This is a genomic window from Paracoccus sp. MC1854, assembly GCF_014164635.1.
Lineage (GTDB): Bacteria > Pseudomonadota > Alphaproteobacteria > Rhodobacterales > Rhodobacteraceae > Paracoccus.
Window position 1 is genome coordinate 55,335 of sequence record NZ_JACJFU010000013.1, and the last position, 22,606, is coordinate 77,940.

24 protein-coding genes are annotated in these 22,606 nt (G+C 67.7%); 22 read left to right on the forward strand and 2 right to left on the reverse strand.

Features of this window, described 5'->3' with window-relative positions:
* Nucleotides 1–80 precede the first annotated feature (80 nt).
* From H5395_RS11550 to H5395_RS11610, 13 genes are all read left to right on the forward strand, one after another.
* Nucleotides 81–2,429: a NosR/NirI family protein gene (locus H5395_RS11550; RefSeq protein ID WP_220495002.1), complete on the forward strand. Its 2,349-nt coding sequence runs from the start codon at nt 81–83 to the stop codon at nt 2,427–2,429.
* A gap of 1 nt (nt 2,430) precedes the next feature.
* The gene (gene nosZ / locus H5395_RS11555; RefSeq protein WP_182792731.1) at nt 2,431–4,380 is read left to right on the forward strand and encodes a TAT-dependent nitrous-oxide reductase; all 1,950 of its coding nucleotides are present in this window, start codon (nt 2,431–2,433) and stop codon (nt 4,378–4,380) included.
* On the forward strand, nt 4,377–5,717 hold the full coding sequence (locus H5395_RS11560; RefSeq protein ID WP_182792732.1) for a nitrous oxide reductase family maturation protein NosD: 1,341 nt from the start codon (nt 4,377–4,379) through the stop codon (nt 5,715–5,717). The genes nosZ and H5395_RS11560 overlap by 4 nt, the downstream gene beginning before the upstream one ends.
* The gene (locus H5395_RS11565; RefSeq protein ID WP_182792733.1) at nt 5,714–6,586 is read left to right on the forward strand and encodes an ABC transporter ATP-binding protein; all 873 of its coding nucleotides are present in this window, start codon (nt 5,714–5,716) and stop codon (nt 6,584–6,586) included. Before H5395_RS11560 ends, H5395_RS11565 begins: the two co-directional genes overlap by 4 nt.
* A complete protein-coding gene (locus H5395_RS11570) occupies nt 6,583–7,458 on the forward strand; it encodes an ABC transporter permease subunit (protein ID WP_255440628.1) in 876 nt (291 codons plus the stop codon). The genes H5395_RS11565 and H5395_RS11570 overlap by 4 nt, the downstream gene beginning before the upstream one ends.
* Nucleotides 7,458–7,994 carry a nitrous oxide reductase accessory protein NosL gene (locus H5395_RS11575; RefSeq protein WP_182792734.1) on the forward strand — a complete coding sequence of 179 codons (537 nt, stop codon included), beginning with the start codon at nt 7,458–7,460 and terminating at the stop codon, nt 7,992–7,994. The genes H5395_RS11570 and H5395_RS11575 overlap by 1 nt, the downstream gene beginning before the upstream one ends.
* The gene (locus tag H5395_RS11580) at nt 7,981–8,913 is read left to right on the forward strand and encodes an FAD:protein FMN transferase (RefSeq protein WP_220495004.1); all 933 of its coding nucleotides are present in this window, start codon (nt 7,981–7,983) and stop codon (nt 8,911–8,913) included. The genes H5395_RS11575 and H5395_RS11580 overlap by 14 nt, the downstream gene beginning before the upstream one ends.
* Before the next feature lie 47 nt (nt 8,914–8,960).
* Nucleotides 8,961–9,464 (forward strand): DUF2249 domain-containing protein, encoded by a 504-nt coding sequence (locus tag H5395_RS11585; RefSeq protein ID WP_220495006.1) that lies wholly within the window; start codon nt 8,961–8,963, stop codon nt 9,462–9,464.
* A 70-nt stretch (nt 9,465–9,534) separates the two neighbouring features.
* Nucleotides 9,535–10,230 carry a Crp/Fnr family transcriptional regulator gene (locus H5395_RS11590; protein WP_182792736.1) on the forward strand — a complete coding sequence of 232 codons (696 nt, stop codon included), beginning with the start codon at nt 9,535–9,537 and terminating at the stop codon, nt 10,228–10,230.
* A gap of 85 nt (nt 10,231–10,315) precedes the next feature.
* Complete coding sequence (locus tag H5395_RS11595) at nt 10,316–10,750, forward strand: pseudoazurin (protein ID WP_182792737.1); 435 nt, start codon at nt 10,316–10,318, stop codon at nt 10,748–10,750.
* A 407-nt stretch (nt 10,751–11,157) separates the two neighbouring features.
* Nucleotides 11,158–12,207 carry a methionine ABC transporter ATP-binding protein gene (locus tag H5395_RS11600; RefSeq protein ID WP_182792738.1) on the forward strand — a complete coding sequence of 350 codons (1,050 nt, stop codon included), beginning with the start codon at nt 11,158–11,160 and terminating at the stop codon, nt 12,205–12,207.
* Nucleotides 12,197–12,871, forward strand: coding sequence for a methionine ABC transporter permease (locus tag H5395_RS11605; RefSeq protein ID WP_182792739.1), 675 nt, complete (start codon nt 12,197–12,199; stop codon nt 12,869–12,871). The genes H5395_RS11600 and H5395_RS11605 overlap by 11 nt, the downstream gene beginning before the upstream one ends.
* Nucleotides 12,872–12,886: 15 nt before the next feature.
* A complete protein-coding gene (locus tag H5395_RS11610; RefSeq protein WP_182792740.1) occupies nt 12,887–13,657 on the forward strand; it encodes a MetQ/NlpA family ABC transporter substrate-binding protein in 771 nt (256 codons plus the stop codon).
* 76 nt (nt 13,658–13,733) lie between these two features.
* Here the strand turns inward: H5395_RS11610 and H5395_RS11615 are convergent, their stop codons facing one another.
* Nucleotides 13,734–14,852, reverse strand: a complete 1,119-nt coding sequence (locus tag H5395_RS11615) for an NADH:flavin oxidoreductase/NADH oxidase (protein WP_182792741.1) — start codon at nt 14,850–14,852, stop codon at nt 13,734–13,736.
* A 106-nt stretch (nt 14,853–14,958) separates the two neighbouring features.
* Nucleotides 14,959–15,285: a DUF4174 domain-containing protein gene (locus H5395_RS11620; RefSeq protein WP_182792742.1), complete on the reverse strand. Its 327-nt coding sequence runs from the start codon at nt 15,283–15,285 to the stop codon at nt 14,959–14,961.
* A gap of 183 nt (nt 15,286–15,468) precedes the next feature.
* On the opposite strand from H5395_RS11620, the gene H5395_RS18530 reads away from it, so the two are divergent.
* The 9 genes from H5395_RS18530 to H5395_RS11660 are packed head-to-tail and all read left to right on the forward strand — an operon-like array spanning nt 15,469 to nt 22,553.
* Complete coding sequence (locus tag H5395_RS18530) at nt 15,469–15,618, forward strand: hypothetical protein (protein ID WP_220495008.1); 150 nt, start codon at nt 15,469–15,471, stop codon at nt 15,616–15,618.
* A 15-nt stretch (nt 15,619–15,633) separates the two neighbouring features.
* Entirely contained in the window at nt 15,634–17,100 is a 1,467-nt protein-coding gene (locus tag H5395_RS11625) for an ABC transporter substrate-binding protein (RefSeq protein WP_220495009.1), read from the forward strand.
* Between the two features lie 59 nt (nt 17,101–17,159).
* Nucleotides 17,160–17,462: an oligopeptide/dipeptide ABC transporter ATP-binding protein gene (locus H5395_RS11630; RefSeq protein WP_234450739.1), complete on the forward strand. Its 303-nt coding sequence runs from the start codon at nt 17,160–17,162 to the stop codon at nt 17,460–17,462.
* Entirely contained in the window at nt 17,459–18,436 is a 978-nt protein-coding gene (locus H5395_RS11635) for an ABC transporter ATP-binding protein (RefSeq protein WP_182792744.1), read from the forward strand. Before H5395_RS11630 ends, H5395_RS11635 begins: the two co-directional genes overlap by 4 nt.
* A gap of 7 nt (nt 18,437–18,443) precedes the next feature.
* The gene (locus tag H5395_RS11640) at nt 18,444–19,370 is read left to right on the forward strand and encodes an ABC transporter permease (RefSeq protein ID WP_182792745.1); all 927 of its coding nucleotides are present in this window, start codon (nt 18,444–18,446) and stop codon (nt 19,368–19,370) included.
* Nucleotides 19,371–19,382: 12 nt separating this feature from the next.
* Nucleotides 19,383–20,246 carry an ABC transporter permease gene (locus H5395_RS11645; protein WP_182792746.1) on the forward strand — a complete coding sequence of 288 codons (864 nt, stop codon included), beginning with the start codon at nt 19,383–19,385 and terminating at the stop codon, nt 20,244–20,246.
* Between the two features lie 22 nt (nt 20,247–20,268).
* Nucleotides 20,269–21,030, forward strand: a complete 762-nt coding sequence (locus tag H5395_RS11650) for a glycerophosphodiester phosphodiesterase family protein (protein WP_182792747.1) — start codon at nt 20,269–20,271, stop codon at nt 21,028–21,030.
* Nucleotides 21,027–21,716, forward strand: coding sequence for an HAD family phosphatase (locus H5395_RS11655; protein ID WP_182792748.1), 690 nt, complete (start codon nt 21,027–21,029; stop codon nt 21,714–21,716). Before H5395_RS11650 ends, H5395_RS11655 begins: the two co-directional genes overlap by 4 nt.
* Before the next feature lie 12 nt (nt 21,717–21,728).
* Nucleotides 21,729–22,553 (forward strand): sugar phosphate isomerase/epimerase, encoded by an 825-nt coding sequence (locus H5395_RS11660; protein ID WP_182792749.1) that lies wholly within the window; start codon nt 21,729–21,731, stop codon nt 22,551–22,553.
* Nucleotides 22,554–22,606: the final 53 nt, after the last annotated feature.

Consider the following 22,606-nt stretch of genomic DNA (forward strand, 5'->3'; position numbering starts at 1 on the left):
GACTTTGACCCAGCGCAACGTCGTGCCGGGCTGAAAAGCCCAGACGTTTGCCCAAGCCAAGCCCTTGGCCGGAGCCTGCAATGCCCTTTCCTGCTGTCCTTCTGGTCCTGATTCGCGCCGTGATCCTTGCAATGGCCGGGCTGGGCTTCGCCTCGGCCGCCCAGGCGCTGACGCTGGACGAGGCGCTGGCGAAGACCCCGGCGGCCGACCTGTTCGCGGGGGCGGAGAGCTACGGCCCGCCCCAGGGCGAACCCGCCATCGTGCCGGTGATGCGCGGGGCCGAGACGCTGGGCTACGCTTATCTCGCGTCCGATTTCACCCCCTCGACCGGCTATTCGGGCAAGCCGATCCACATTCTCGTCGGCATCGACCCCGAGGGCGTGGTCCGCGGCCTCAGCATGATCGAGCATCACGAGCCGATCGTCCTGATCGGCATCCCCGAGGCGCGGGTGCTGGAAGCCATCAATGGGCTGATCGGCGCCGATCTGGGTCGCGTCGCCGCCGGAGAGGCGCGTCCGCCGCAGGTGGACATCGTCTCGGGCGCGACCGTCACCGTGCTGGTGATGGGCGACAGCGTGGTGCGGTCCGCGGTGCGGCTGATCCGTTCCGGGCGGCTGGGCGGCGTGGCCCCGGCGGAACTTGCCCCCGAGGTGCAGCGCGAGCTTGATCCCGCCGCAACCGCTGCGGCGGACTGGGAAACGCTGGTGGGCGACGGCAGCGTGCGTTCGCTGGTGATGACCGTGGGCGAGGTCAGCGCGGCCTTCGCAGAGGCCAGCGAGCCGCTGGCCGCCGGGCGGCCCGAGACGCAGAATCCCGAAGATACATTCATCCAGCTTTACGTGGCGCCGGTGTCGGTGCCCTCGATCGGGGTCAGCCTGCTGGGCCAGCAGGGATACGACCGGCTGGCCCAGCGGCTTGAGCCGGGACAGGCAGCGCTTCTGGTGGCGGGCGACGGGGCCTATTCGTGGAAGGGCTCGGGCTATGTCCGGGGCGGCGTCTTCGACCGGGTCGAGCTGCTGCAGGACGGCCAGGGCCTGCGCTTTCAGGACCGCAACCACACGCGCCTGCCTACGCTGGCGGCGCAGGGGGCGCCCCGCCTGCGCGAGATCGCGCTGTTCGTCGTCCCAGAGGGCGCCGAGTTCGACGTGACCGAGCCTTTCGAGCTGCAACTGCTGGTTCATCGCGCGACGGAAGGACGCGACACCGCCACGCTGTCCTTCAATCTCGGCTACAACCTGCCGGAAAGCTACATGCTGCCCGCGCCCGAACCGGTGCCTGCCGCCACGACCGCCGTCGCGGCCACCACGGTCGGCGAGCCGATGCCCGAGGATGACGGCCCGGCGCTGTGGAAGACGATCTGGGACATGAACCGGCTGAACGTGGCCATCGCCTCCGTGGCGCTGGGCGTGCTGACGCTGATCTTCTTCTTCCAGGACCTGCTGGTGCGCCGCCCGGTGCTGTTCACCTGGGTCCGCCGCGCCTACCTGCTGTTCACGCTGGTCTGGCTGGGCTGGCTGGTCAACGCGCAACTGTCCGTCGTGAACGTGCTGACCTTCTTCAACTCGCTGCTGTCGGGCGGCTTCTCGTGGGAATATTTCCTGACCGCGCCCTTGGTCTTCATCCTGTGGATCGCGGTGGCGGCGGGGCTGCTGTTCTGGGGCCGGGGGCCTTTCTGCGGCTGGCTGTGTCCCTTCGGCGCGCTGCAGGAACTGTCGAACACCGTCGCCCGCAAGCTGCGCGTGCCGCAGTTCACCGTGCCATGGGCGCTGCACGAACGCATGTGGCCGCTGAAATACATGATCTTCCTCGGACTGTTCGGCCTGTCGCTGTATTCCTTGGCGCGCGCCGAGGTCTATTCCGAGGTCGAACCGTTCAAGACCGCGATCATCCTGAATTTCATGCGGGAATGGTGGTTCGTCGCGTTCGCGCTGGCCTGCCTGTTGCCGGGGCTGTTCATCGAACGCTTTTATTGCCGCTACATGTGCCCCCTTGGCGCGGCGCTGGCGATCCCCGGCCGGATGCGGATGTTGGAATGGCTCAAGCGCTGGCCGGAATGCGGATCGCCCTGCCACCGCTGCGCCAAGGAATGCCCGGTGCAGGCGATCCACCCCGAAGGCAACATCAACGTCAACGAATGCATCTACTGTATGCATTGCCAGGTGCTTTACCACGACGACACACGCTGCCCGCACATGATGACCGTCAAGGCGCGGCGCGAAAAGATCGCCCGCAGCGGCGGCCCGAAGATGCCCGACCTCGGGGGCGCCCAGCCCGCGCTGAAGCCCGCAACCGGCGCCATCGGCGGCACCCCCGTCGCGACAGTCACCACCCCCGGTCCTGCCGGCAAGGAGCCTCCGGCCTTCCGGGCGCAGAAACGCTTGGCCGAGCAGGCTGCGGCATCCACCACGTCAAACCCTCAAGGAGCTTGAGATGACCGAAGAAACCAGAACGGGTCTGAACCGCCGCCAGCTGCTGGGCAGCACCATGGCCTTGGCTGCAGGCGCCGGCACCGTAGCCCCCCGCGCCATGCTGGGCGCAGGCGCGGCGCTGGTCGCGGGCGGCGTCGCCACTCAGGCGGCCGCGCAGGGCGCGACCGGCAACCAGCCCTATCATGTCGGGCCGGGCGAGCTTGACGAATACTACGTCTTCCTGTCCGGCGGCCATTCGGGCGAGATCCGCGTCGTCGGCGCCCCCTCGATGCGCGAACTGATCCGCATCCCGGTCTTCAACCGCGAAAGCGCGACGGGCTGGGGCCAGACCAACGAATCGCTGAAGGTCCTGACCGAAGGCATGACGCCCCAGACGCGCGAGTTCCTCGCCGACAAGGGCGGCATCTTCATGAACGGCGACGCCCACCATCCGCACCCGTCCTTCACCGACGGGACCTATGACGGGCGCTATGTCTTCATCAACGACAAGGCCAACACCCGCGTCGCCCGCATCCGTCTGGATGTGATGAAGACCGACAAGATCATCGAGATCCCGAACCAGCACACCGTCCACGGGCTGCGCGTGCAGAAATACCCGCGCACCGGCTATGTCTTCGCCAATGGCGAGGATGGCGTTCCGCTGCCGAACGACGGCACCGCGCTGGACGATCCGTCGCAGTATCACTCGATCTTCTCGGCCATTGACGGCGACACGATGGAAGTCGCCTGGCAGATCATCGTGGACGGCAACCTCGACAACGTGGACGCCGACTACCAGGGCAAATATGCCTTCGCGACCTGCTACAACTCGGAAAAGGGCGTCACCCTGCCCGAGATGATGGAAACCGATCAGGACTGGCTGACCGTATTCAATCTCGGCGCGATCGAGGCCGCGGTGGCGGCGGGCGAGGGCCAGGTGCTGAACGGCGTGCGCGTGCTGGACGGGCGGGGCGAGAACAACAAGCTGACCCGCTACATCCCCGTGGCGAACGGCCCGCACGGCATCAACACCGCGCCGGACGGCATCCACATCGTGGCGAACGGCAAGCTCGCGCCGACCGTCACGGTGTTCGACGTGCGCCGCTTTGACGACCTGTTCGCCGGCACTATCCAGCCGCGCGACACTGTGGTGGCGGAACCGGAACTGGGCCTCGGCCCGCTGCACACCGCCTATGACGGGCGCGGCAACGCCTATACGACACTGTTCATCGACAGCCAGATCTGCAAGTGGAACATCGAGGACGCGATCCGGGCGTATAACGGCGAGCAGGTGGACCCCATCCGGCAGAAGCTGGACGTCCACTACCAGCCGGGCCACAACCACACCTCGATGGGCCAGACCAAGGAAGCAGATGGCAAGTGGCTGATCTCGCTGAACAAGTTCTCGAAGGACCGCTTCCTGAACGTGGGTCCGCTGAAGCCGGAATGCGACCAGCTGATCGACATCTCGGGCGACGAGATGGTGATCGTTCACGACAACCCGACCTTCGCCGAACCCCATGACGCGACGATCGTCCATGCGTCGAAGATCAACCCCGTCCACCTGTGGGACCGTGCCGACCCGTTCTTCGCCGACGCGGTGAAGCAGGCCGAGGCCGACGGCATCGACCTGACCTCGGACAGCGAGGTGATCCGCGACGCCGCCGACCCGACCAAGGTGCGCGTCTACATGACCTCGACCGCGCCGACCTTCGGGCTGGACAGCTTCACCGTCCAGCAGGGCGACGAGGTGACGGTCTTCGTCACCAACGTCGATGACGTCGAGGACCTGACCCACGGCTTCTCGATCATCAACTACGGCATCAACATGGAAGTTGCGCCCCAGGCCACGGCTTCGGTGACGTTCAAGGCCGACCGGCCCGGCGTCTACTGGTATTACTGCTCGTGGTTCTGCCATGCGATGCACATGGAGATGAAGGGCCGCATGCTGGTGGAGCCGCGGGCGGCATGACCATCCTGCGTTCCCTCCTGGCGCTTGGCGTCGCGGCCCTTTCGGCCGCGCCGCTTTCCGCCGCCATCTGGAAACCTGCGTCGGATGCCGAACTGGCCGCCGCGCTTGCGGGCGCCGAGGCAGGGGACGAGATCATCCTGAAGGCGGGCCGGTGGACCGGCCCCCTTCTCATCGACAAGCCGCTGGCGCTGCGGGGCGAACCGGGCGCAGTGGTGGACGGGCAGGGTCAGGGCCATGCGATCGAGGTCACGGCCGAGGACGTCACCGTCAGCGGCCTGACCATCACCCGGTCGGGCGACGACATGAACGAGATGGACTCGGGCGTGTTCCTGGCCCGCTCCTCGCGCCGCGCGCTGGTCGAGGGCAACCGGCTGGAAGACAACCTGCACGGCGTCCGCATCCACGGCTCGCGCGATTCCATCGTGCGCGGCAACACCATCGTGGGGCGCAGCGGACGGCAGCAGGAACTGGGGAACGGCGTGACCGTCTGGAACGCGCCGGGCGCGGTGGTCGAGCGCAACCACATCACCCGTGGCCGCGACGGCATCTTCTCGAACGCCTCGAAGCAGAACGTCTTCCGCGACAATTACTTCGAGGGCGTGCGCTTTGCCGTCCACTACATGTTCACCAACAACAGCGAGATCAGCGGCAACGTTTCGGTCAACAACGGCATGGGCTACGCCATCATGTTCTCGGACCGGCTGAAGGTCCTGAACAACAGTTCCGAAAACGACCGCGACTACGGCTTCCTGTTCAACACCGCCAACCGTTCGCAACTGACCGGCAACACGGTCAAGGGCTTTCCCGCCGACCCCACGCGCTGGCGCGACCTGGGCCTGACCCGCGACGCGGACGTGCCCGAGCCCGAGGATCTTCAGGGCAGCGAGTTCATCGCGCCCACGAAATGCGTCTTCATCTACAACGCCAACCAGAACGTCTTCACCGGCAACCGCTTCGAGGGCTGCGGCACCGGCATCCACTTCACCGCCGGGGCCGAGGGCAACCGGATGTCCCGCAACGACTTCGTGGATAACCGGGTGCAGGTGAAATACGTGGGCAGCCGGAACCTCGAATGGTCCGAGGGCGGGATCGGCAACTACTGGTCCGACAATTCGGGCTTCGACCTGAACGGGGACGGGCTGGCGGATTCAGTCTATCGGCCGAACGACATGGTGGACAAGGTGATGTGGACGGCCCCACAGGCACGGATGCTGATGACCAGCCCCGCCGTGCAGATCATCCGCTTTGCCCAGAGCCGCTTTCCCGCCGTGCTGCCGGGCGGTGTCACCGACAGCAACCCCCTGATGTTCCCGAATTCCGAAAGGCCGCTGCCATGAGCGATGCGACGGTGATCCTCGACGGCGTCCGCAAGTCCTATGGCGGGCGCGAGGTGGTCCATGACCTGACCTACCGGCTGTCGCCGGGCGAGGTCGTGGCGCTCGTCGGCCATAACGGCGCGGGCAAGACCACGCAGATCAAGATGATGCTGGGACTGGTGCGCCCCGATGGCGGGCTGCTGCAGGTGCTGGGCGCCGATCCCGCGCATGGCCGTCATGCCCGCAGCGCGCTGGGCTACCTGCCCGAAAGCGTCCAGTTCCACCCCAGCTTCACCGCGCGCGAGACGCTGGGCTTCTACGCCCGCCTCAAGGGCCTGCCCGCGCGCGGCCATGACGCGCTGTTCGCCCGCGTGGGTCTGGCCGATGCTGCCAACCGCCCGGTGCGCGGCTATTCCAAGGGGATGCGGCAGCGGCTGGGATTGGCGCAGGCGATCCTCGGCCACCCGCGGCTGCTGCTGCTGGACGAGCCGACCTCGGGCCTCGACCCCGCGCTGCGGCGCGAGCTTTACGGGATCGTGGCCGACCTCGCCCGCGAAGGGACGACGGTGCTTCTATCCTCGCACGCGCTGACGGAACTGGAAGATCAGGCCGCCCGCGTTCTGGTGATGAACCGGGGCCATCTGATCGCCGACGGCACCATGGAGGAACTGCGCCGGCTGGCCGGGCTGCCTTCTCTCCTGCGCTTCCGGGCCGAGGGGGCGCCTGCAGGCGCGGCCCGCATCGGCGACCAGTGGCAGGTCGAACTGTCCGAGGCCGAGAAACCCGCCGCCCTGCGCGCCGCGCTGGACGCGGGCGCCCGCGACATCACGCTGGAAGACCCCAGCCTTGACGACATCTACGCGCATTTCCTGCGCCGGGAGGCCGCATGACCACCGAGACCACATCCATCGCCATGCCCACCGCGACCCGCCCCGCCATGCCCTCGTCCCCCGTCCTGACCATCGCCCGCCGCGAATTGGCTGAGGGGATGCGGAACCGCTGGGTCGTTTCCACCACCGTCCTGCTGGCGGCGCTGGCGTCGGCCATCGCGGCGCTGGGATCGGCGCCCACGGGATCGACCTCGACCGGGGCGCTGGATGTCGTGGTGGTGGGGCTGGCGAGCCTGACCATCTTCCTCGTGCCCCTGATCGCGCTGCTGATCTCGCACAACGCCATCACGCGCGAGGCCGAGGGCGGCACGCTGCTGCTGCTGCTCAGCCATCCGCTGTCGCGCTGGCAGGTGATCGCGGGCAAGTTCCTGGGCCAGCTCGGCATCATGGGTTTCGCCACCATCATCGGCTTCAGCTTCGCCGCCGCTTTCGTCGTCTGGCAGCATGGGGCGGAAGGCTGGCAGGCTTTCGCCAGCATGACGGGGGCCTCGATCCTGCTGGGGGCGGTGTTCCTGTCGCTGGGGCTGCTGGCCTCGGCCTCGGTGCAGGAAAGTTCCACCGCCGCCGGGATCTCCATCGGCTTGTGGCTGCTGTTCGTGGCGATCTACGACATGGCGCTGCTGGCGATCCTTGTCGCGCAGGGCGGCCATGCCATCCCCGGCTGGATCATGGATCTGGCGTTGGTGATGAACCCGACCGACGCCTACCGGCTGCTGACGCTGGGCGAGGGCTCGTCCGCGATGCTGTCGGGCATGGGCGGGGTCTTCGACAACTCGGCCCTCACACCGGGCGTCCTGATCGGCGCACTGGTGCTGTGGTGCGCGGCCCCGCTGGCCCTCGCCATGGCCGTCTTTTCGCGAAGGAACCTGTGATGAAACCGATCCTGCTTGCCGCGCTTCTGGCCTTGTCGCTGGCCGGCTGCCGCGAGGAGACAGTGGCCTCGGCCCCGCCGGCCACGCTGACGGCCGAGGCCATCGGCCGCTATTGCGGGATGAACCTGATCGAGCATGACGGACCCAAGGGGCAGGTGGTGCTGACTGAGGGGCATGACCCCTTCTGGTTCTCGTCGGCCCGCGACACGCTGGCCTTCACCATGATGCCCGACGAACCCAAGGATTATGCCGCCGTCTATGTCTCGGACATGGCCCGCGCGGACAACTGGGACGATCCGGGCGCGGACAACTGGGTCGAGGCGCGGCAAGCCTTCTATGTCCATGGCTCGAACGCGCGGGGCGGCATGGGCGGGTCCGAGATCGTGCCCTTTTCCACCCGCGAGGCCGCCGACAGCTTTGCCGCCGAAAAGGGCGGCACGGTTCTGGCCTTCGCAGACCTGACGCCCGAGCAGGTGCTGGGCGGCGGCGACGAGATGGCGGTGGACCCCGAGGATCACGAACATGCCATGCATTGACCGCCGCCGCTTCATCACCATCGCCGCCGCGATGGGGGCGGCGCTGGCTGCGGGGCCGGGCCATGCCGCGCCGCAGCCGGTCACTTGGCGCGGTCAGGCGATGGGGGCGGAAGCCACGCTGATCCTGAACCATCCCGATCCCGAACAGGCGGGGGCGATCCTGCGACGGGTCGAATCCGAATTGCGGCGGCTGGAGGGGATCTTCACGCTCTACCGTGCGGATTCGGAACTGTCGCGGCTGAACCGCACGGGCGCCCTGGCCGCGCCCAGCCCCGAACTGGTCGAGGCGCTGCTGCTGGCGCGGCAGGTCCATGCCGCGACGCAGGGCCGATTTGACCCGACCGTGCAACCGCTGTGGCGGGCCTATGCCACCGGCGCGGATGCGACCGAGGTGGCGACTGCGCGTGCCCTGATCAGCTTCGACCGCGTTCATGTCAGCGAAGACCGCATCGCCATGCCGCGCGGGACCGAACTGACGCTGAACGGGATCGCACAGGGCTTCATCTCGGACCGCATCGCCGCGATGCTGCGGGCCGAAGGCGCGCGGCACACGCTGGTCAACATGGGCGAGATCAGCGCCATCGGCGGGCGCAGCGCCCATGATCCGTGGCGCGTGGGCCTGTCGGGCGGCGGCGAGGTCGAGCTTGCCGACCGCGCCCTCGCCGTGACCGAGGCCGCGGGCTACAGCTTCGACGCTGAAGGCCGTCTGCCGCATCTGATCGACCCCGGCACGGGCGCCCCCCGCGCCGAATGGCGCCGCATCGCGGTCATCGCGCCGCAGGCGGGGCTGGCCGATGCGCTGTCCACCGGGCTGTCGCTTGCCCCCGCGCCCGCGATCCGCGGCGCGCTGGCCGGGCTGCCGGGCATTCAGGTCCGCGCGCTGGACGCGCAGGGCCGCGAAAGCCGCTTCGGCGGATAGCGGATCATGCCGGGCAGAACCCGCGGGGCGCATCAGGGAGGATGCAGATGAACCGGATCGTCACCCTGGACGTCCGCCCCCTGCTCGCCTCGGGGCAAGAGCCATTCGCCGCGGTCATGCAGGCGGCCGAGGCGCTGGGACCGGGCCAGACCCTGCGCCTGATCGCGCCCTTCCGCCCGGTTCCGCTGATGAGCGTGCTGCGGAACCGCGGCTTCACGCTGGCGGAAACGGCCTTGGACGGCGCGTTGTGGCAAGTGGATTTCCAGCCCGCGCCGGGCGCGCTGACGGCAGGAAGCTCACTCGACGCGGCGGACTGGCCCGCCCCCACGCGGCTTCTGGACCTGACGGGGATGGAGCCGCCCGAACCGATGCGGCGCCTGCTGGCCGAGGTCGAGGCCGCCCAGCCCGAAGAAGTGATCTTCGCACTTCTCGACCGCGAACCCCTGTCGCTGCTGCCGCAACTGAAGGCGCAGGGTCATGCTTGGGTCGGCAACCATGCCGCCGATGCCAGCGGCTACCGGCTGCTGGTGCGGCGGGCGGGCAGCGGCTGACGGTTCACTTTCCACGTTCGGGCGGGATACAAGGGCGGGCCAGTTCCCGTCCCGAAAGGTTGCGGCCCTCATGCCCGACGACCACCCCACCGTCCGCGCTGCCTTCCAGGGCCTCAGCCCCGCCGAGGTCGGGACGATCCTGACCGGCACCACCACCGCCCGGCTGGCGGCGGGCGAGCCGCTGTTCCTGCAGGGCGACCCGGCCGACCGCTTCTTCCTGCTGAAGGAGGGCTGGCTGAAGGTCACGCAGGTCACGGCCGACGGGCAGAAGCTGATCGTCCGCATTGTCCATCCGGGCGAGTTCTTCGGTTTCGCCCCGGCCTTGCAGCGCGACCTTTATCCCGGCACCTGCGAGGCGATCGTGGACAGCGAGGCGCTGGTCTGGCCTCGCCGCCGCTGGCAGGCGGTGCTGGGTGCGGCGCCATCCGTCACGCTGTCGATCGTGCAGGCAATCGGCCGCAAGCTGGACGAAGCCCATGACCGGCTGCGCGAGTTGAGCACCGAGGAAGCCGCCCGCCGCGTGGCCCGGCTGGTGCTGCGGCTGCGGGCCAAGGCGGGGGAGGACGCGCTGGAGACCGACGAGGGGATCGAGTTGCCCTATCCCCTGACCCGGCAGGACATCGCCGACATGAGCGGCAACACGCTTCACACCGTGTCCCGCATCATGGCGGCTTGGGAATCGCAAGGGGTGCTGGGGCGCGGGCGGCGCAAGGTCGTCATCGCCGACGCGCGTGCGCTGCAGGACATCGCGGGCGACGAGGACTAGTTTGCTGCAGCGCAACATGCGGTGCCGCGGGAAGCCCTATTGTTTCGGTCAACGGGTGATTCCCCGTCTGAAGGAGACAAGACGAATGAAACGTTCCATTTCCGTCGCGCTGGCGCTTGCGTTCCTTGCCGCTCCGGCCATGGCCGCCGACCACCGCGTCGAGATGCTGAACAAGGGCGACGAAGGCCCGATGGTGTTCCAGCCCGCTTTCGTGCAGGCCGAAGTGGGCGACACCATCACCTTCGTACCCACGGACAAAAGCCACGATGTCGCCTCGATCAAGGGGATGCTTCCCGAGGGAGTCGAGGAGTTCAAGTCCAAGGTGAACGAGGAATATGTCCTGACCGTGACCGAGCCGGGCCTTTACGGGCTGCGCTGCTCGCCCCACACGCCGATGGGGATGGTCGCGCTGGTGCAGGTCGGCGCCGACGCCTCGAACTACGACGTGCTGGCCGAGGGCAAGCTGCCCAAGCGCGCGCGCGAGCGGCTGGACGCGGAACTGGCCAAGGTCACGCGCTGAGCCATCCTCGTCGCGCGGATGCAGGCGGCCCCCTTGGGGCCGCTTTTGCCTGTCCGGGCCTCTCTCGGCTGTCCTGTTCCGCAGCGGTGTTGAGCGCGGAGACTGATGCCCCTATGGGTCACGCCAGGGTCGCCCGGATCGCGCGACACGACACCATGCGCGTCCCCGTTGCTTCGGCCCATCGGCGGCAAATCAGGAATAATCGTCCTTTTTCCTGCGTCCGCCGCTGCAAGAGCGGGATTGATTTTACCAAGAAGCCGATGCATCGCGGAAAATCCTTGTGCCTCAGGGCCACGACAGAAACCGTTTCGTGCAAGCCCGGACGGCGGCGCGGATGCCGGTCCTTTTCCGCTGTCGCGGTAGTCCGGCCATTGAAGCTGCCGGCCACTCCCGATACCTGACCGCGCATGGCCAGCAGCGCAGATCCTTCCCCCGCCATCGCCTTCCGGGATGTCATCAAGACATGGCCCCAGAAGGGCGGCGACGTGGCCGCGCTGGACCGGGTCAGCCTGGACGTGCAGGCGGGCGGCATCACCGGCGTCATCGGTCGTTCGGGCGCGGGCAAGTCCACGCTGTTGCGGCTGGTGAACGGGCTGGAGCGCGCGTCCTCGGGCCGGGTCGAGGTGCTGGGCCGCGACGTGACCGCCGCCCGCGGGCGCGAGTTGCGCAGCTTGCGCCGCGACGTCGGCATGATCTTCCAGCATTTCAACCTGCTGGCCAACCGCACCGTGCGCGGCAACGTGGTCCTCCCGCTGGAGATCGCGGGCGTGCCCCGCGCCGAGGCCGCTGCCCGTGTCGCCCGCCTGATCGAGCTTGTGGGCCTGACCCCTTTCGCCGACCGTTATCCGGCACAGCTTTCCGGCGGGCAGAAGCAGCGCGTCGGCATCGCCCGGGCGCTGGCGACCGGGCCGAAGGTGCTTCTGTCGGACGAGGCGACCAGCGCACTCGACCCCGAGACGACGCAGGCGGTGCTGGCGCTGCTGCGCGACATCAACCGCGAACTTGGCCTGACGATCCTGCTCATCACCCACGAGATGGCCGTGGTCCGCGACATCTGCCACCATGTCGCGGTGATGGAGGGGGGCCGCATCGTAGAGACGGGCGAGACCTACGACATCTTCGCCAACCCGCACGACCCTGTGACCCGCAGCTTCCTGTCGGGCGTGACCGGGGCCTCGCTGCCCGGCTTCATCGCCCGCCGCATCACGCCCGAGGGCACCGGCCCCGCGATCCTGCGGATCACCTTCGCCGGCGACAGTGCCACCCATCCGGTGCTGTCGCGGCTGGGTTCGGAACTGGGAATCGACGCCAGCATCCTCGGCGGCGCCATCGAGGAGATCGACGGCCGCCCCTTCGGCAACCTGACCGTGCAGGTGCCCGCCGAGGCGCTGCCCCGCGCGCAAGCCTACCTGCAGGCCCATGACCTGCGGACGGAGGTGCTGGGCCATGTCGGCTAACATGATCCCCATCCTGTGGGAGGCCACCTGGCAGACGATCTACATGGTCGTCGTCTCGGGCCTGATCGGCACGGCTCTGGGCCTGCCCTTGGGCGTGTTCCTCGCGACCTCGAAGCGCGGCGAGCTTCTGTCGGCCCCCGTCACCAACAGCGCGCTGGGGCTGGTGGTGAACGCGCTGCGGTCGATCCCCTTCATCATCCTCGTGGTGGCGATCATCCCCTTCACCCGGATGATCGCGGGCACATCCATCGGCACCACGGCGGCCATCGTGCCGCTGACGCTGGCCGCCGCCCCCTTCATCGCCCGCATCGTGGAAACCGCGATCCGCGAGGTCGATGGCGGGCTGATCGAGGCCGCCCGTGCCATGGGCGCCACGCCCGGCCAGATCATCGCCAAGGTGCTGCTGCCCGAGGCGCTGCCGGGGATCGTTCTGGGCCTTACGCTCGCCATCGTCAGCCTGATCGGCTATTCCGCAATGGTCGGCGCGGTCGGCGGCGAGGGCTTGGGCGACCTCGGCATCCGCTATGGCTATCAGCGCTTCATGCCGGACGTGATGCTGGCCGTCGTCATCATCCTGATCGTGCTGGTGCAGGGGGTGCAGTCCTTCGGCGAATGGATCGCCCGCCGGCTCGACCACCGCGCCGCCAAGGACCGTGGACTTTAACTGAAAGGAACAACCATGCTGCGACTGATCGCTGCCGCCCTGGCGCTGAGCGCCGGAATGGCCGCCGCCGAGGACATCAAGGTCGGCGTGACACCCGGCGAGCATGCCGAGATCATGGAACAGATCGTGCCTCTGGCCGCCGCCAAGGGCCTGAACATCGACGTGATCGAGTTCTCGGACTATGTCGTCCCGAACGTCGCGCTGGCCGATGGCGACCTCCATGCCAACAGCTTCCAGCACGTCCCCTTCCTTGAAAACCAGATCAAGGATCGCGGCTTCGACCTGGTGGTCGTCGCCAAGACCATCACTACCCCGATGGGCGTCTATTCCAACAAGTTGGAATCGCTGGACGAACTGCCTGATGGCGCCAATGTCGCCATCCCGAACGACCCGACCAACGGCGGCCGCGCGCTGCTGGTGCTGGCCGATGAGGGCGTGATCACGGTGAACCCTGACGCGGGCCTCGTGCCCTCGGTTCTGGACATCAGCGAGAACCCGAAGAACCTGCGCTTCCGCGAGCTTGACGCGGCGCAACTGCCCCGCGCGCTGGATGATGCCGACGCGGCCGTCATCAACACGAACTTCGCACTCGCCGCCGGGATCAGCCCGCGCGAAGATTCCATTGCCATGGAAAAGGCGGACAGCCCCTATGCGAACGTGATCGCCGTGCGGAAGGGCGATGAGGAGCAGCCTTGGGTCAAGACGCTGGTCGAGGTCTATCACTCGCCCGAAGTCAGGGAATATATCGAGACGAAGTACGAAGGCGCGGTCATCCCCGCCTGGTGATCTTCGCCTGATGATCGCCCTTCCAGCAAACTCCAGATCGGCCCGCCCCTGAAAGGCGGGCCGTTTCCGTCAAGCCTCAGTTTTCCGCGCTGCCCTTGATGTCGAACAGCGCCTTGTATTGTCGGGGCTGCGAGCGGTGATACTGCTCTGGCGCCTGCACCGCCGCGCCCAGATGCGCCGCCGCGTGCCAGGGCCAGCGGGGATCGTAGAGGATCGTCCGCGCCAGCCCGATCATGTCGGCGTCGCCCGTCCCGACGATGGCCTCGGCCTGGTCATAGTCAGTGATCAGCCCCACCGCGACCACCGGCATCGTCACCGCCTGCTTCACGGCGCGGGCCAGCGGCACCTGGTAGTTCGGCCCGACCGGGATCTTCTGGCGCGGGTCCAGCCCGCCGCTGGACACATGGATCGCATCGCAGCCCCGCGCCTCCAGCGCCTGCGCCAAGGCGATGGTTTGCTCGATGTCCCAGCCGCCCTCGACCCAGTCGGTCCCGGACACCCGCACCGACACCGGGCGATCTGCCGGGAAGGCTGCGCGCACGGCATCGAAGACCTCCAGCGTCAGGCGCATCCGGTTTTCGAGGCTGCCGCCATAGGGATCCTCGCGCCGGTTCGACAGCGGCGACAGGAACTGGTGCAGCAGGTAGCCGTGGGCCGCATGGATCTGCACCGCGTCGATCCCCAGCCGGCCGGCGCGGCGGGCGGCCTCGGCAAAGCCGTCGCGGACCCGCTTCAGCCCGTCCTCATCCAGTGCGACCGGAGGGTTTTCCCCCGCCGCGAAGGGATCGGCGCTGGCCGAGACGGTCTGCCAGCCATTCCGGTGATCCGGCGCGATCTGCGCCCCGCCCTTCCACGGCAGGTCGGTCGACGCCTTGCGGCCCGCATGGGCCAACTGGATCGCGATGGGCATGTCCGACCAGCGGCGGATGCTGTCCAGCGTACGGCCCATTGCCGCCTCGGTCTCGTCCGACCACAGGCCGACATCGGCATAGCTGATGCGGCCCTCGGGGACCACGGCGGTCGCCTCGATGGTCAGCAGGGCGGCGCCGGACAGCGCGAGGCTGCCGTAGTGGATCAGGTGCCAGTCGGTCATGCAGCCGTCCTCGGCCGAATACTGGCACATCGGCGCGATGACGATGCGGTTGGACAGGCTCAGCTTGCCGACATCCAGCCGGGTGAACAGGCGCGATGACATGGACGGCTCCTTTCGTGGCAGGGGAGTGCAACGATGCGGGACCGTGATCGTTCCGGGCGCGAAAGGAAAGCCCGCCCATCGGGCCGGCCCGTCGCGGGCGGCGAGGTCAGTCCTTCATCTCCTCCTGCCGCATGGGCATAGAATCGACGATCCCGAACAGCGTCTCGGCAGGGACCGGGGCATCGAAGCGCTGCTTCAGGGTGCCGTCGCGGCCAAGCAGGCGCAGTTCGAAGCCCGTGTCGCCACCGAAATCGGTCAGCACCGGCATGTCACGTTCGCCCATGCCATGCGCGGCTGCGTTGAGCATGGCGATCTGCTCGGCCACGCGCGGGTCTTCCTGATCGCGGGCGAGGATCACGACCGGACGCGATTTCCAGCGCAACTCGTCCATGTCCACGTCGGCCATGGGGATCGTCACCACACGTTCGGTCATCGCGGTTCCTTTCCTGCTGCGGGGGCCTGCCCCAACGATCCTCGGCAGGGAAAGTTCGCCCGCCACCCTGAAGTTAACAAGAATGTCACGGCCGCGTCATCCGACGGCCACATGGCGGGGCCAGAAGGCGCGCCGAAGGGGCAGCGATCGCCGCCCGCCCGGCACTGCACATGAGAGAGACCCATGCTTATCACCCGTCGCCACACCCTGGGCCTGTTCGGCGCCGCCGCCGGTTCCCTGATCCTGCCGCGTCACGCCATGGCCCAGGCGCCGCGCCGTTCCATCACCGTCGCGGTGCATAAGATCACCAACAACAACACGCTGGACATCTGAAACGAGCAGTCGAACGTGGGCGAGCGGGTGTTCTTCCCCAACCTCTGGGAAGGGCTGATCCTGCGCGACTGGATGGGCAACCAGGGCCCGGTCGCGGGCCTTGCGACCGAATGGACGCGTCTGGACGACCGGACCATCGAGCTGAAGCTGCGTCAGGGCGTTCGCTTCCACAACGGCGACGAACTGACCGCCGAGGACGTGGTCTTCTCCTTTTCGGACGAGCGGCTGTTCGCCGGGGCCGAGCCTGCCGGCGGCCAGACGCTTTACGCCGAAAGCTTCAAGCTGCAGAACGCCAAGGAACTGCCGGCCAACATCCCCGGCATTGCCCGCCGGCTGTGGCCCGCGCTGCGCGGCGTCGAGGCCGTGGACAAATACACCGTCCGCTTCCACAACGCGACGCCCGACATCACGCTGGAAGGCCGCCTTTACGCCTTCGGATCGCAGATCGCCAGCAAGCGCGCCTGGGACGAGGCCGCATCTTACGCCGAATGGGCCAACAGCCCCGTCACCACCGGCCCCTACCGGGTCGAGGAGTTCCGCCCCGACGTCTCGCTGACGCTGGTGGCCTTTGACGACTACTGGGGCGGCCGCCCGCCGCTTGAACGCATCCGCTTCGTCGAGGTCCCCGAGGTCGCCAGCCGCGTGAACGGCTTGCTCTCGGGCGAATACGACTTCGCCTGCGACCTGCCGCCCGACCAGATCGCGACGGTCGCTGCCGCGCCGGGGCTGGAAGTGCAGTCCTCGACCATCTGGAACCACCGCGTCACCGTCTTCAACAAGCAGAACGAGTTCCTCGCCGACCCGCTGGTCCGCCGCGCCATGACCCATGCGATCGACCGGCAGGCCGTCGTCGAGGCGTTGTGGGGCGGGCAGACCGTCGTCCCGGCGGGCCTGCAGTTCGAAAGCTTCAGGACCTCGGGGATGTTCGTCGAAGGCTGGGCCGTGCCGGAATACAACCCCGACCTCGCCCGCGACCTGCTGAAGCAGGCGGGCTACAAGGGCGATGCGATCCCCTATCGGCTGCTCAACAACTACTACACCAACCAGACGCCCACCGCGCAGGTGCTGGTCGAGATGTGGAAGCAGGTCGGCCTGAACGTCGAGATCGAGATGAAGGAGGACTGGGCGCAGATCCATGACCCCCAAGGGGTGCGCGGCGTCTTCGACTGGTCGGCCTCGAACAACATCAACGATCCGGTCACGCCGCTGGTCGTGCAGTTCGGTCCCAACGGCGAGGCGCAGCAGAAGCGCAACTACTGGAACGACGAGGTGAACCAGCTTTCCGTGGTCATGGAGACCTCGATGGACCCCGCCGCGCGCCGGAAGGCCCACGCCCGGATGCTGGAGATCTGCGAGCGCGAGGACCCGGCCTATACGGTCCTGCACCAGAACGCCGTCTTCACCGGCATGAAGTCGGAACTGAACTGGAAAGCCGCTCCGGCCTTCGCGATGGATTTCCGCGCGAACAACTGGAACGTCTGACCACTTTTGCGGGGCGGGCTGATGGCTCGCCCCGCGCTTTGATGTATGCGGGGCGGATCGTGGAAACGAACAAGGTGGCGCGGCTGTTCGAGGCGCCGAAGCACCCCTATACGCGCGGCTTGTTCGACGCGATCCCGGAACTGGACGCGGGCCGCGCCCGGCTGGTCCCCATCGAGGGCACCGTCCCCGACCCTAGGAACCTGCCGCAGGGCTGCGCCTTCGCGCCCCGCTGCGCGCGGGCAACGGATTTCTGCGCGGCCTATGTGCCTGAATTGAAGCCGCAGGCGGAAGGCGGCGAGGTCGCCTGCTTCCATCCCAAGGTAACGATCGCCGCCCGGCAACCGCAAGCGGTGGTCGCATGAGCGTCCTTCTGGAAGCCCGCGGCCTCGTCCAGCAATACACCACCGGCAAGTCGCTGTTCGGCAAGCCCACGACCCTGCGCGCCGTGGACGGCATCGACCTTTCCGTGGCCGAGGGCGAGATCCTCGGTGTCGTGGGCGAGTCCGGCTCGGGCAAGTCCACCCTCGGTCGGATGCTGCTGGGATTGGAAACCCCCTTTGCGGGCGAGGTCCTTTATCACGGCCAGCCCATGCCCGCGCCCCGGGCCGAACATTGGCGCCGCCTGCGCGCCCAGATGCAACTGATCTTCCAAGACCCGCTGGCCGCGCTCGACCGCCGCATGACCATCGCCGCCCAGATCGCCGAGCCGCTGCAAATCCACGGCATCGCAAAAGGCGTCGAACTGGCCGAGCGCGCCCTGGCGCTGATGGCCCGCGTCGGTCTGCGCCGCGACCAGGCGGACCGCTATCCGCACGAACTGTCGGGCGACCAGCGCCAGCGCGTGGTGATCGCCCGCGCCCTTGCCACGAACCCGAGCTTCCTCGTCTGCGACGAGCCGGTGTCGGCGCTGGACGTGTCCATTCAGGCACAGGTGGTGAACCTGTTGCGCGACCTGCAGGAACAGGACGGGCTGACGATGGTCTTCATCAGCCATGACCTGAAGGTCGTCCGCAACATCTGCGACCGGGCAGCGGTCATGTATCTGGGTCGGGTGGTCGAGGAAGCCCCCTCGGACCGCATCTTTTCGGACCCGCGCCACCCTTACACGCAGGCGCTGGTCTCCTCGATCCCGCGGGCGGGGCAGGGGCTTGGGGGCCGGATCATCCTGCATGGCGAGCCGCCAAACCCCGCCGCCCGTCCCCAAGACTGCGCCTTCCACCCCCGCTGCCAGTTTGCCGACGCGGGCTGCGTCGCGCAGGTGCCGCAACTTGAAAACCACGGCGACCGGCTTGCCGCCTGCCTGAAGCTGCCCCGCCCCGCGCGGCAGGCGGCGTGAGGAACCCATGCTTCGCTTCATCCTCGCCAAGACCGCCCGCGCGGCCCTGACCATCCTGCTGGTCATGAGCTTCGCCTTTGTCGTCCTGCGCCTGTCGGGCGACCCCGCGCAGGTGCTGCTGGGACCGGACGCGCCGCAGGACGCGGTGGAGGCCTTCCGCGCCCGCTGGGGCCTCAACGATCCGCTGTGGCAGCAATATCTGGCCTATCTGCAGCAGATCCTGAGCTTCGACTTCGGCATCTCGATGCGCGACCACTCGCCCGCCATCGATCTCGTGCTGGAACGCATCCCGGCCACCCTGTCGATCACTGTCCCGGCGCTGATCCTGAAGATCTGCATCGGCATCCCCGCGGGCGTCTATGCGGCGCTGCACCGGGACTCCATCGCCGACCGGGGCGTCATCATGCTGTCGATCTTCGGCTTCACGATCCCGTCCTTCGTGCTGGCGCTGGTGCTGGTGCTGGTCTTCGCGGTCACGCTCGACTGGCTGCCCTCGGGCGGGCAGGACACATGGCGCCACGCGATCCTGCCCATCGCCACGCTGTCGATCGGCGGCATCGGCATCCTCGCCCGTTTCTCGCGCTCCGCGATGATCGAGGTGCTGGGCCAGCCCTATATCCGCACCGCCATGGCCAAGGGCCTGCCCTGGCGCGAGGTCGTCTGGAGGCACGCGCTGCCCAATGCCGCGATCCCCATCGTGACGCTGATCGGCTTCATGGTGGGCGCGCTGATCGCGGGGGCGGTCGTGGTGGAAAGCATCTTCTCGTGGCCCGGCGTCGGGCGGCTGATCGTGGTGTCGGTCTCGAACCGCGACCTTGCCGTGGTGCAATGCCTGCTGCTGGTCATCGCGGCCTCGATGGTGGTCGCCAACCTGTGTGTCGATTTCGCCTATGGCCTGCTCGACCCCCGCCTGCGCCAGAAGCGCAGCCATTAAGGAGGGATAACGATGGCCGATGCCGCAATCGCCACCCCCGCACCGGGCCTTCTGACACGCACTCGGCTGAGGATGCCGTGGCTGGTCATGCTCGCCACCGGCTGGACCCTTCTGATAGTGCTGACCGCCATCTTCGCCGACGGACTGCGGCCCTACGAGATCACCCGGATGGACCTGTCGGCGCGGCTTGCGCCGATGGGAACGCCGGGCCACTGGCTCGGCACCGACGAGCTTGGCCGGGACCTGCTGTTGCGGCTGATCCAGTCGGTCCGCGTCTCGCTGGTCATCGCCTTCGGGGCCACGATCCTGTCCGCCGTCTTCGGCACCACGCTGGGTTTCCTCGCTGCCCAGTTCCGGGGCTGGGTCGAGCATCTGGTCATGGCGCTGGCCGACTTTCAGGCGGCGCTGCCCTTCATGATCATGTCGCTGGCGGTGCTGGCCTTCTTCGGCTCGTCCATGATCCTGCTGGTCTGCCTGATGGGCTTCTATGGCTGGGAGCGATACGCCCGCATCGCCCGCGGACTTGCGATTTCAGCCTCGGCGCAGGGCTATGCGGCGGCGGTGGTGCAGCTTGGGGCGAAACCCTCGCGCGTCTATCTGCGGCACATCCTGCCCAATGTCGCCTCGACCCTGATCGTGTCGATGACGCTGACCTTCCCGGAAATCATCCTGATGGAATCCGGCCTCAGCTTCCTCGGCCTCGGTGTGCAGCCGCCGGAAAGCTCGCTGGGGAACATGGTCGGCTTCGGGCGCGAATACCTGACGCGGGCGCCGTGGATCATGCTCGCGCCGTCGGCGGTGATCGTGATGACGACGCTGTCGATCTCGCTTCTGGGCGACTGGCTGCGCGACCGGCTGGACCCGACGATTCGTTGACCCTTTCAAGGAAAGCATTGATATGTCGCAGATCATGGCCCATCGCGGGGCCCGCAACCTCTGGGCCGAGAACTCGGCCACCGGCTTCCGTGAAACCGCACGTCACGGCTTCGACGGCATCGAATTCGACCTGCACCTGACCGAGGCGGGCGAGATCGTGGTCATCCACGACCCGACGCTGGACCGGACCACCAACGGCACCGGCCGGACCCGCGACCTGACGCCGGAGAGCCGCAAGGCCCTGCGCCTGCGCGGGCCGGATGGTGTGCTGATCGACGAGGGCGTGCCCAGTCTGGAAGAAGTGCTGGAGATCCTCGCGCCCCATACCGGGACAGACCTTTATGTCGAACTGAAGTCCGACCAGAACGGCACTCCCTATCCCGGGCTGGTGGAACGGACGGTGGAAACCCTGCGACGCTTCGGACTGGCCGAGCGGTCCATCCTGCACGGCTTCGACATCAAGGTCGTGCGGCACATCCGCGCCACAGCCCCCGACCTGCGCCGCCTCATCTCGGTCAACCGCACTTGGGCCGACCGGCAGGGCGGCATCGCGGCTTTCCTGAAACAGGTCGATGATCTGGTTGATGTCGTCGGCATCCACCACGAGTTGTTCGAGGCCGAGTTCGACCTCATCTCCCGCCTGCGTCCGCTGAAGTCCTGCTCGGTCTGGACGATCAACGAGCCTGCCCTGATCCGCCGCTGGATCGCCCGTGCGCCGGGTTTCCTCGTATCCGACAACCCGGTGCTGCTGCGCGAACTGATGCAGGAAGGCGTCCCGGCATGAGGGAATACGCCGCAAGGGAATACGGCGCGATCCTCTTCGACTGCGATGGCGTGCTGCTGGACAGCGAGCCTTTGGGCTGCGAAGCGTTGGCTCGGGCCGTCACTGCCGCAGGCCTTCCCATGACCCGCGACGAAGCAACCCGCATCTTCTCCGGGAATGCGGCGCAGGCGAGCATCGCCTGGATGAGGCAGGCGGGCCTCGACGCGGCCAAGGTGTTCGCTAAATCAGACCGCATCCTGTTCGAGATGTTCGACCGCGGCATCCCCCATGTCGAAGGGATCGAGGCGGTGCTGTCCGGCTTCGACCTGCCGATGGCGGTCTGCTCGAACTCGTCGGTCATGCGGCTCGACCGTTCTATCGTCCGCACCCCGCTAGCGAGCCGCTTCGGCCCCCATGTCTATTCGGCCGAGCACGTCCCCGCGCCCAAGCCCGCGCCTGACCTGGCGCTTTACGCCTGCGAACGCCTGGGCGTCGCGCCAAGCCAAGCGATCTTCATCGACGACAACCCGCATGGCATCCTTTGCGCCGCCGCAGCAGGCTGCCTCGCCGTGGGCTTCATCGGCCCATCGGACCACCGCCAGAACCACGCGCAGACCCTGCGCGATGCCGGCGCCGACCATGTCGTCCACGGCATGGCCGAGTTCCACGGCCTGCTGTCCCGGCTTCTCCTTCCCCTCGCTGCCTGAACTGGACGAACAATGACCGACCTTCCCCTGCTGGACGCTGCCCTTCTCCTTTCCGCGCTCGAAACCATGCAAGACTTCATCCTGTCCGAGAACCGTGATCTCGAGCTGCAGGATTTCTTCGACGCCGACTTGCTGAACGGCGACTGGAAGTCTGTCGCCGACCGCGCCAAGTCGCTGCTGGCAGGCTATACCGGCCGTCTTGGCATCCACGGCCCGTTCTGGGGCCTCAGCATCGCCAGCCTCGATCCCGACATGCGGGCGCTGAACGCGCGCAAGTTCATGCAGGGTCTGGAGGTCTGCGAGTATCTGGGGGCCACGCAGATGGTGATCCATTCGCCCTATTCGACCTGGGATTTCAACAACCTTGACAACTTCCCCAGCCGCTCGGCCTATGACCGCGTGCTGGAATGCTGCCACCTGACCATGGACCCGGTGGTCCGCCGCGCCGAGGAGATCGGCGTCACCATGGTCGTCGAGAACATCCAGGACAAGGACCCTGACATCCGCCGCATCCTCGCGGACAGCTTCAACTCGCCGGCGATGGCGGTGTCCATCGATACCGGCCACGCGCATTACGCTTACGGCTCGACCGGGGCGCCGCCCGTCGATTACTACGTCCGCCGCGCCGGCAACCGGCTGGAGCATATCCACCTGCAGGACGCCGACGGCTATGCCGACCGCCACTGGACCATCGGCGAGGGCACGATCTGCTGGCCCGCCGTCTTCCGGGCGCTGGGCGAATTCACCTCGAAGCCGCGCCTGATCCTTGAGTTGCGCGACAAGGCGGGCATCCTGCCCTCGGTCGAATACCTGAAGCGGCTGGGGCTGGCGCGCTGATCCGGCGCAGGCGCGGGGGTCCGGCGGGTGGGGGAAGGCGACAGTTGGGGTGC

What these genes read in the sequence shown, in the direction of transcription:
- H5395_RS11595 (WP_182792737.1), top strand. Translation starts at nt 10,316, where the DNA reads ATGAAACGTTCCATTTCCGTCGCGCTGGCGCTTGCGTTCCTTGCCGCT.
- H5395_RS11640 (WP_182792745.1), top strand. Translation starts at nt 18,444, where the DNA reads ATGCTTCGCTTCATCCTCGCCAAGACCGCCCGCGCGGCCCTGACCATC.
- H5395_RS11550 (WP_220495002.1), top strand. Translation starts at nt 81, where the DNA reads ATGCCCTTTCCTGCTGTCCTTCTGGTCCTGATTCGCGCCGTGATCCTT.
- H5395_RS18530 (WP_220495008.1), top strand. Translation starts at nt 15,469, where the DNA reads ATGCTTATCACCCGTCGCCACACCCTGGGCCTGTTCGGCGCCGCCGCC.
- H5395_RS11650 (WP_182792747.1), top strand. Translation starts at nt 20,269, where the DNA reads ATGTCGCAGATCATGGCCCATCGCGGGGCCCGCAACCTCTGGGCCGAG.
- H5395_RS11605 (WP_182792739.1), top strand. Translation starts at nt 12,197, where the DNA reads ATGTCGGCTAACATGATCCCCATCCTGTGGGAGGCCACCTGGCAGACG.
- H5395_RS11590 (WP_182792736.1), top strand. Translation starts at nt 9,535, where the DNA reads ATGCCCGACGACCACCCCACCGTCCGCGCTGCCTTCCAGGGCCTCAGC.
- H5395_RS11635 (WP_182792744.1), top strand. Translation starts at nt 17,459, where the DNA reads ATGAGCGTCCTTCTGGAAGCCCGCGGCCTCGTCCAGCAATACACCACC.
- H5395_RS11645 (WP_182792746.1), top strand. Translation starts at nt 19,383, where the DNA reads ATGGCCGATGCCGCAATCGCCACCCCCGCACCGGGCCTTCTGACACGC.
- H5395_RS11565 (WP_182792733.1), top strand. Translation starts at nt 5,714, where the DNA reads ATGAGCGATGCGACGGTGATCCTCGACGGCGTCCGCAAGTCCTATGGC.
- H5395_RS11620 (WP_182792742.1), bottom strand. Translation starts at nt 15,285, where the DNA reads ATGACCGAACGTGTGGTGACGATCCCCATGGCCGACGTGGACATGGAC.
- H5395_RS11660 (WP_182792749.1), top strand. Translation starts at nt 21,729, where the DNA reads ATGACCGACCTTCCCCTGCTGGACGCTGCCCTTCTCCTTTCCGCGCTC.
- nosZ (WP_182792731.1), top strand. Translation starts at nt 2,431, where the DNA reads ATGACCGAAGAAACCAGAACGGGTCTGAACCGCCGCCAGCTGCTGGGC.
- H5395_RS11655 (WP_182792748.1), top strand. Translation starts at nt 21,027, where the DNA reads ATGAGGGAATACGCCGCAAGGGAATACGGCGCGATCCTCTTCGACTGC.
- H5395_RS11580 (WP_220495004.1), top strand. Translation starts at nt 7,981, where the DNA reads ATGCCATGCATTGACCGCCGCCGCTTCATCACCATCGCCGCCGCGATG.
- H5395_RS11560 (WP_182792732.1), top strand. Translation starts at nt 4,377, where the DNA reads ATGACCATCCTGCGTTCCCTCCTGGCGCTTGGCGTCGCGGCCCTTTCG.
- H5395_RS11585 (WP_220495006.1), top strand. Translation starts at nt 8,961, where the DNA reads ATGAACCGGATCGTCACCCTGGACGTCCGCCCCCTGCTCGCCTCGGGG.
- H5395_RS11575 (WP_182792734.1), top strand. Translation starts at nt 7,458, where the DNA reads ATGAAACCGATCCTGCTTGCCGCGCTTCTGGCCTTGTCGCTGGCCGGC.
- H5395_RS11610 (WP_182792740.1), top strand. Translation starts at nt 12,887, where the DNA reads ATGCTGCGACTGATCGCTGCCGCCCTGGCGCTGAGCGCCGGAATGGCC.
- H5395_RS11615 (WP_182792741.1), bottom strand. Translation starts at nt 14,852, where the DNA reads ATGTCATCGCGCCTGTTCACCCGGCTGGATGTCGGCAAGCTGAGCCTG.
- H5395_RS11600 (WP_182792738.1), top strand. Translation starts at nt 11,158, where the DNA reads ATGGCCAGCAGCGCAGATCCTTCCCCCGCCATCGCCTTCCGGGATGTC.
- H5395_RS11570 (WP_255440628.1), top strand. Translation starts at nt 6,583, where the DNA reads ATGACCACCGAGACCACATCCATCGCCATGCCCACCGCGACCCGCCCC.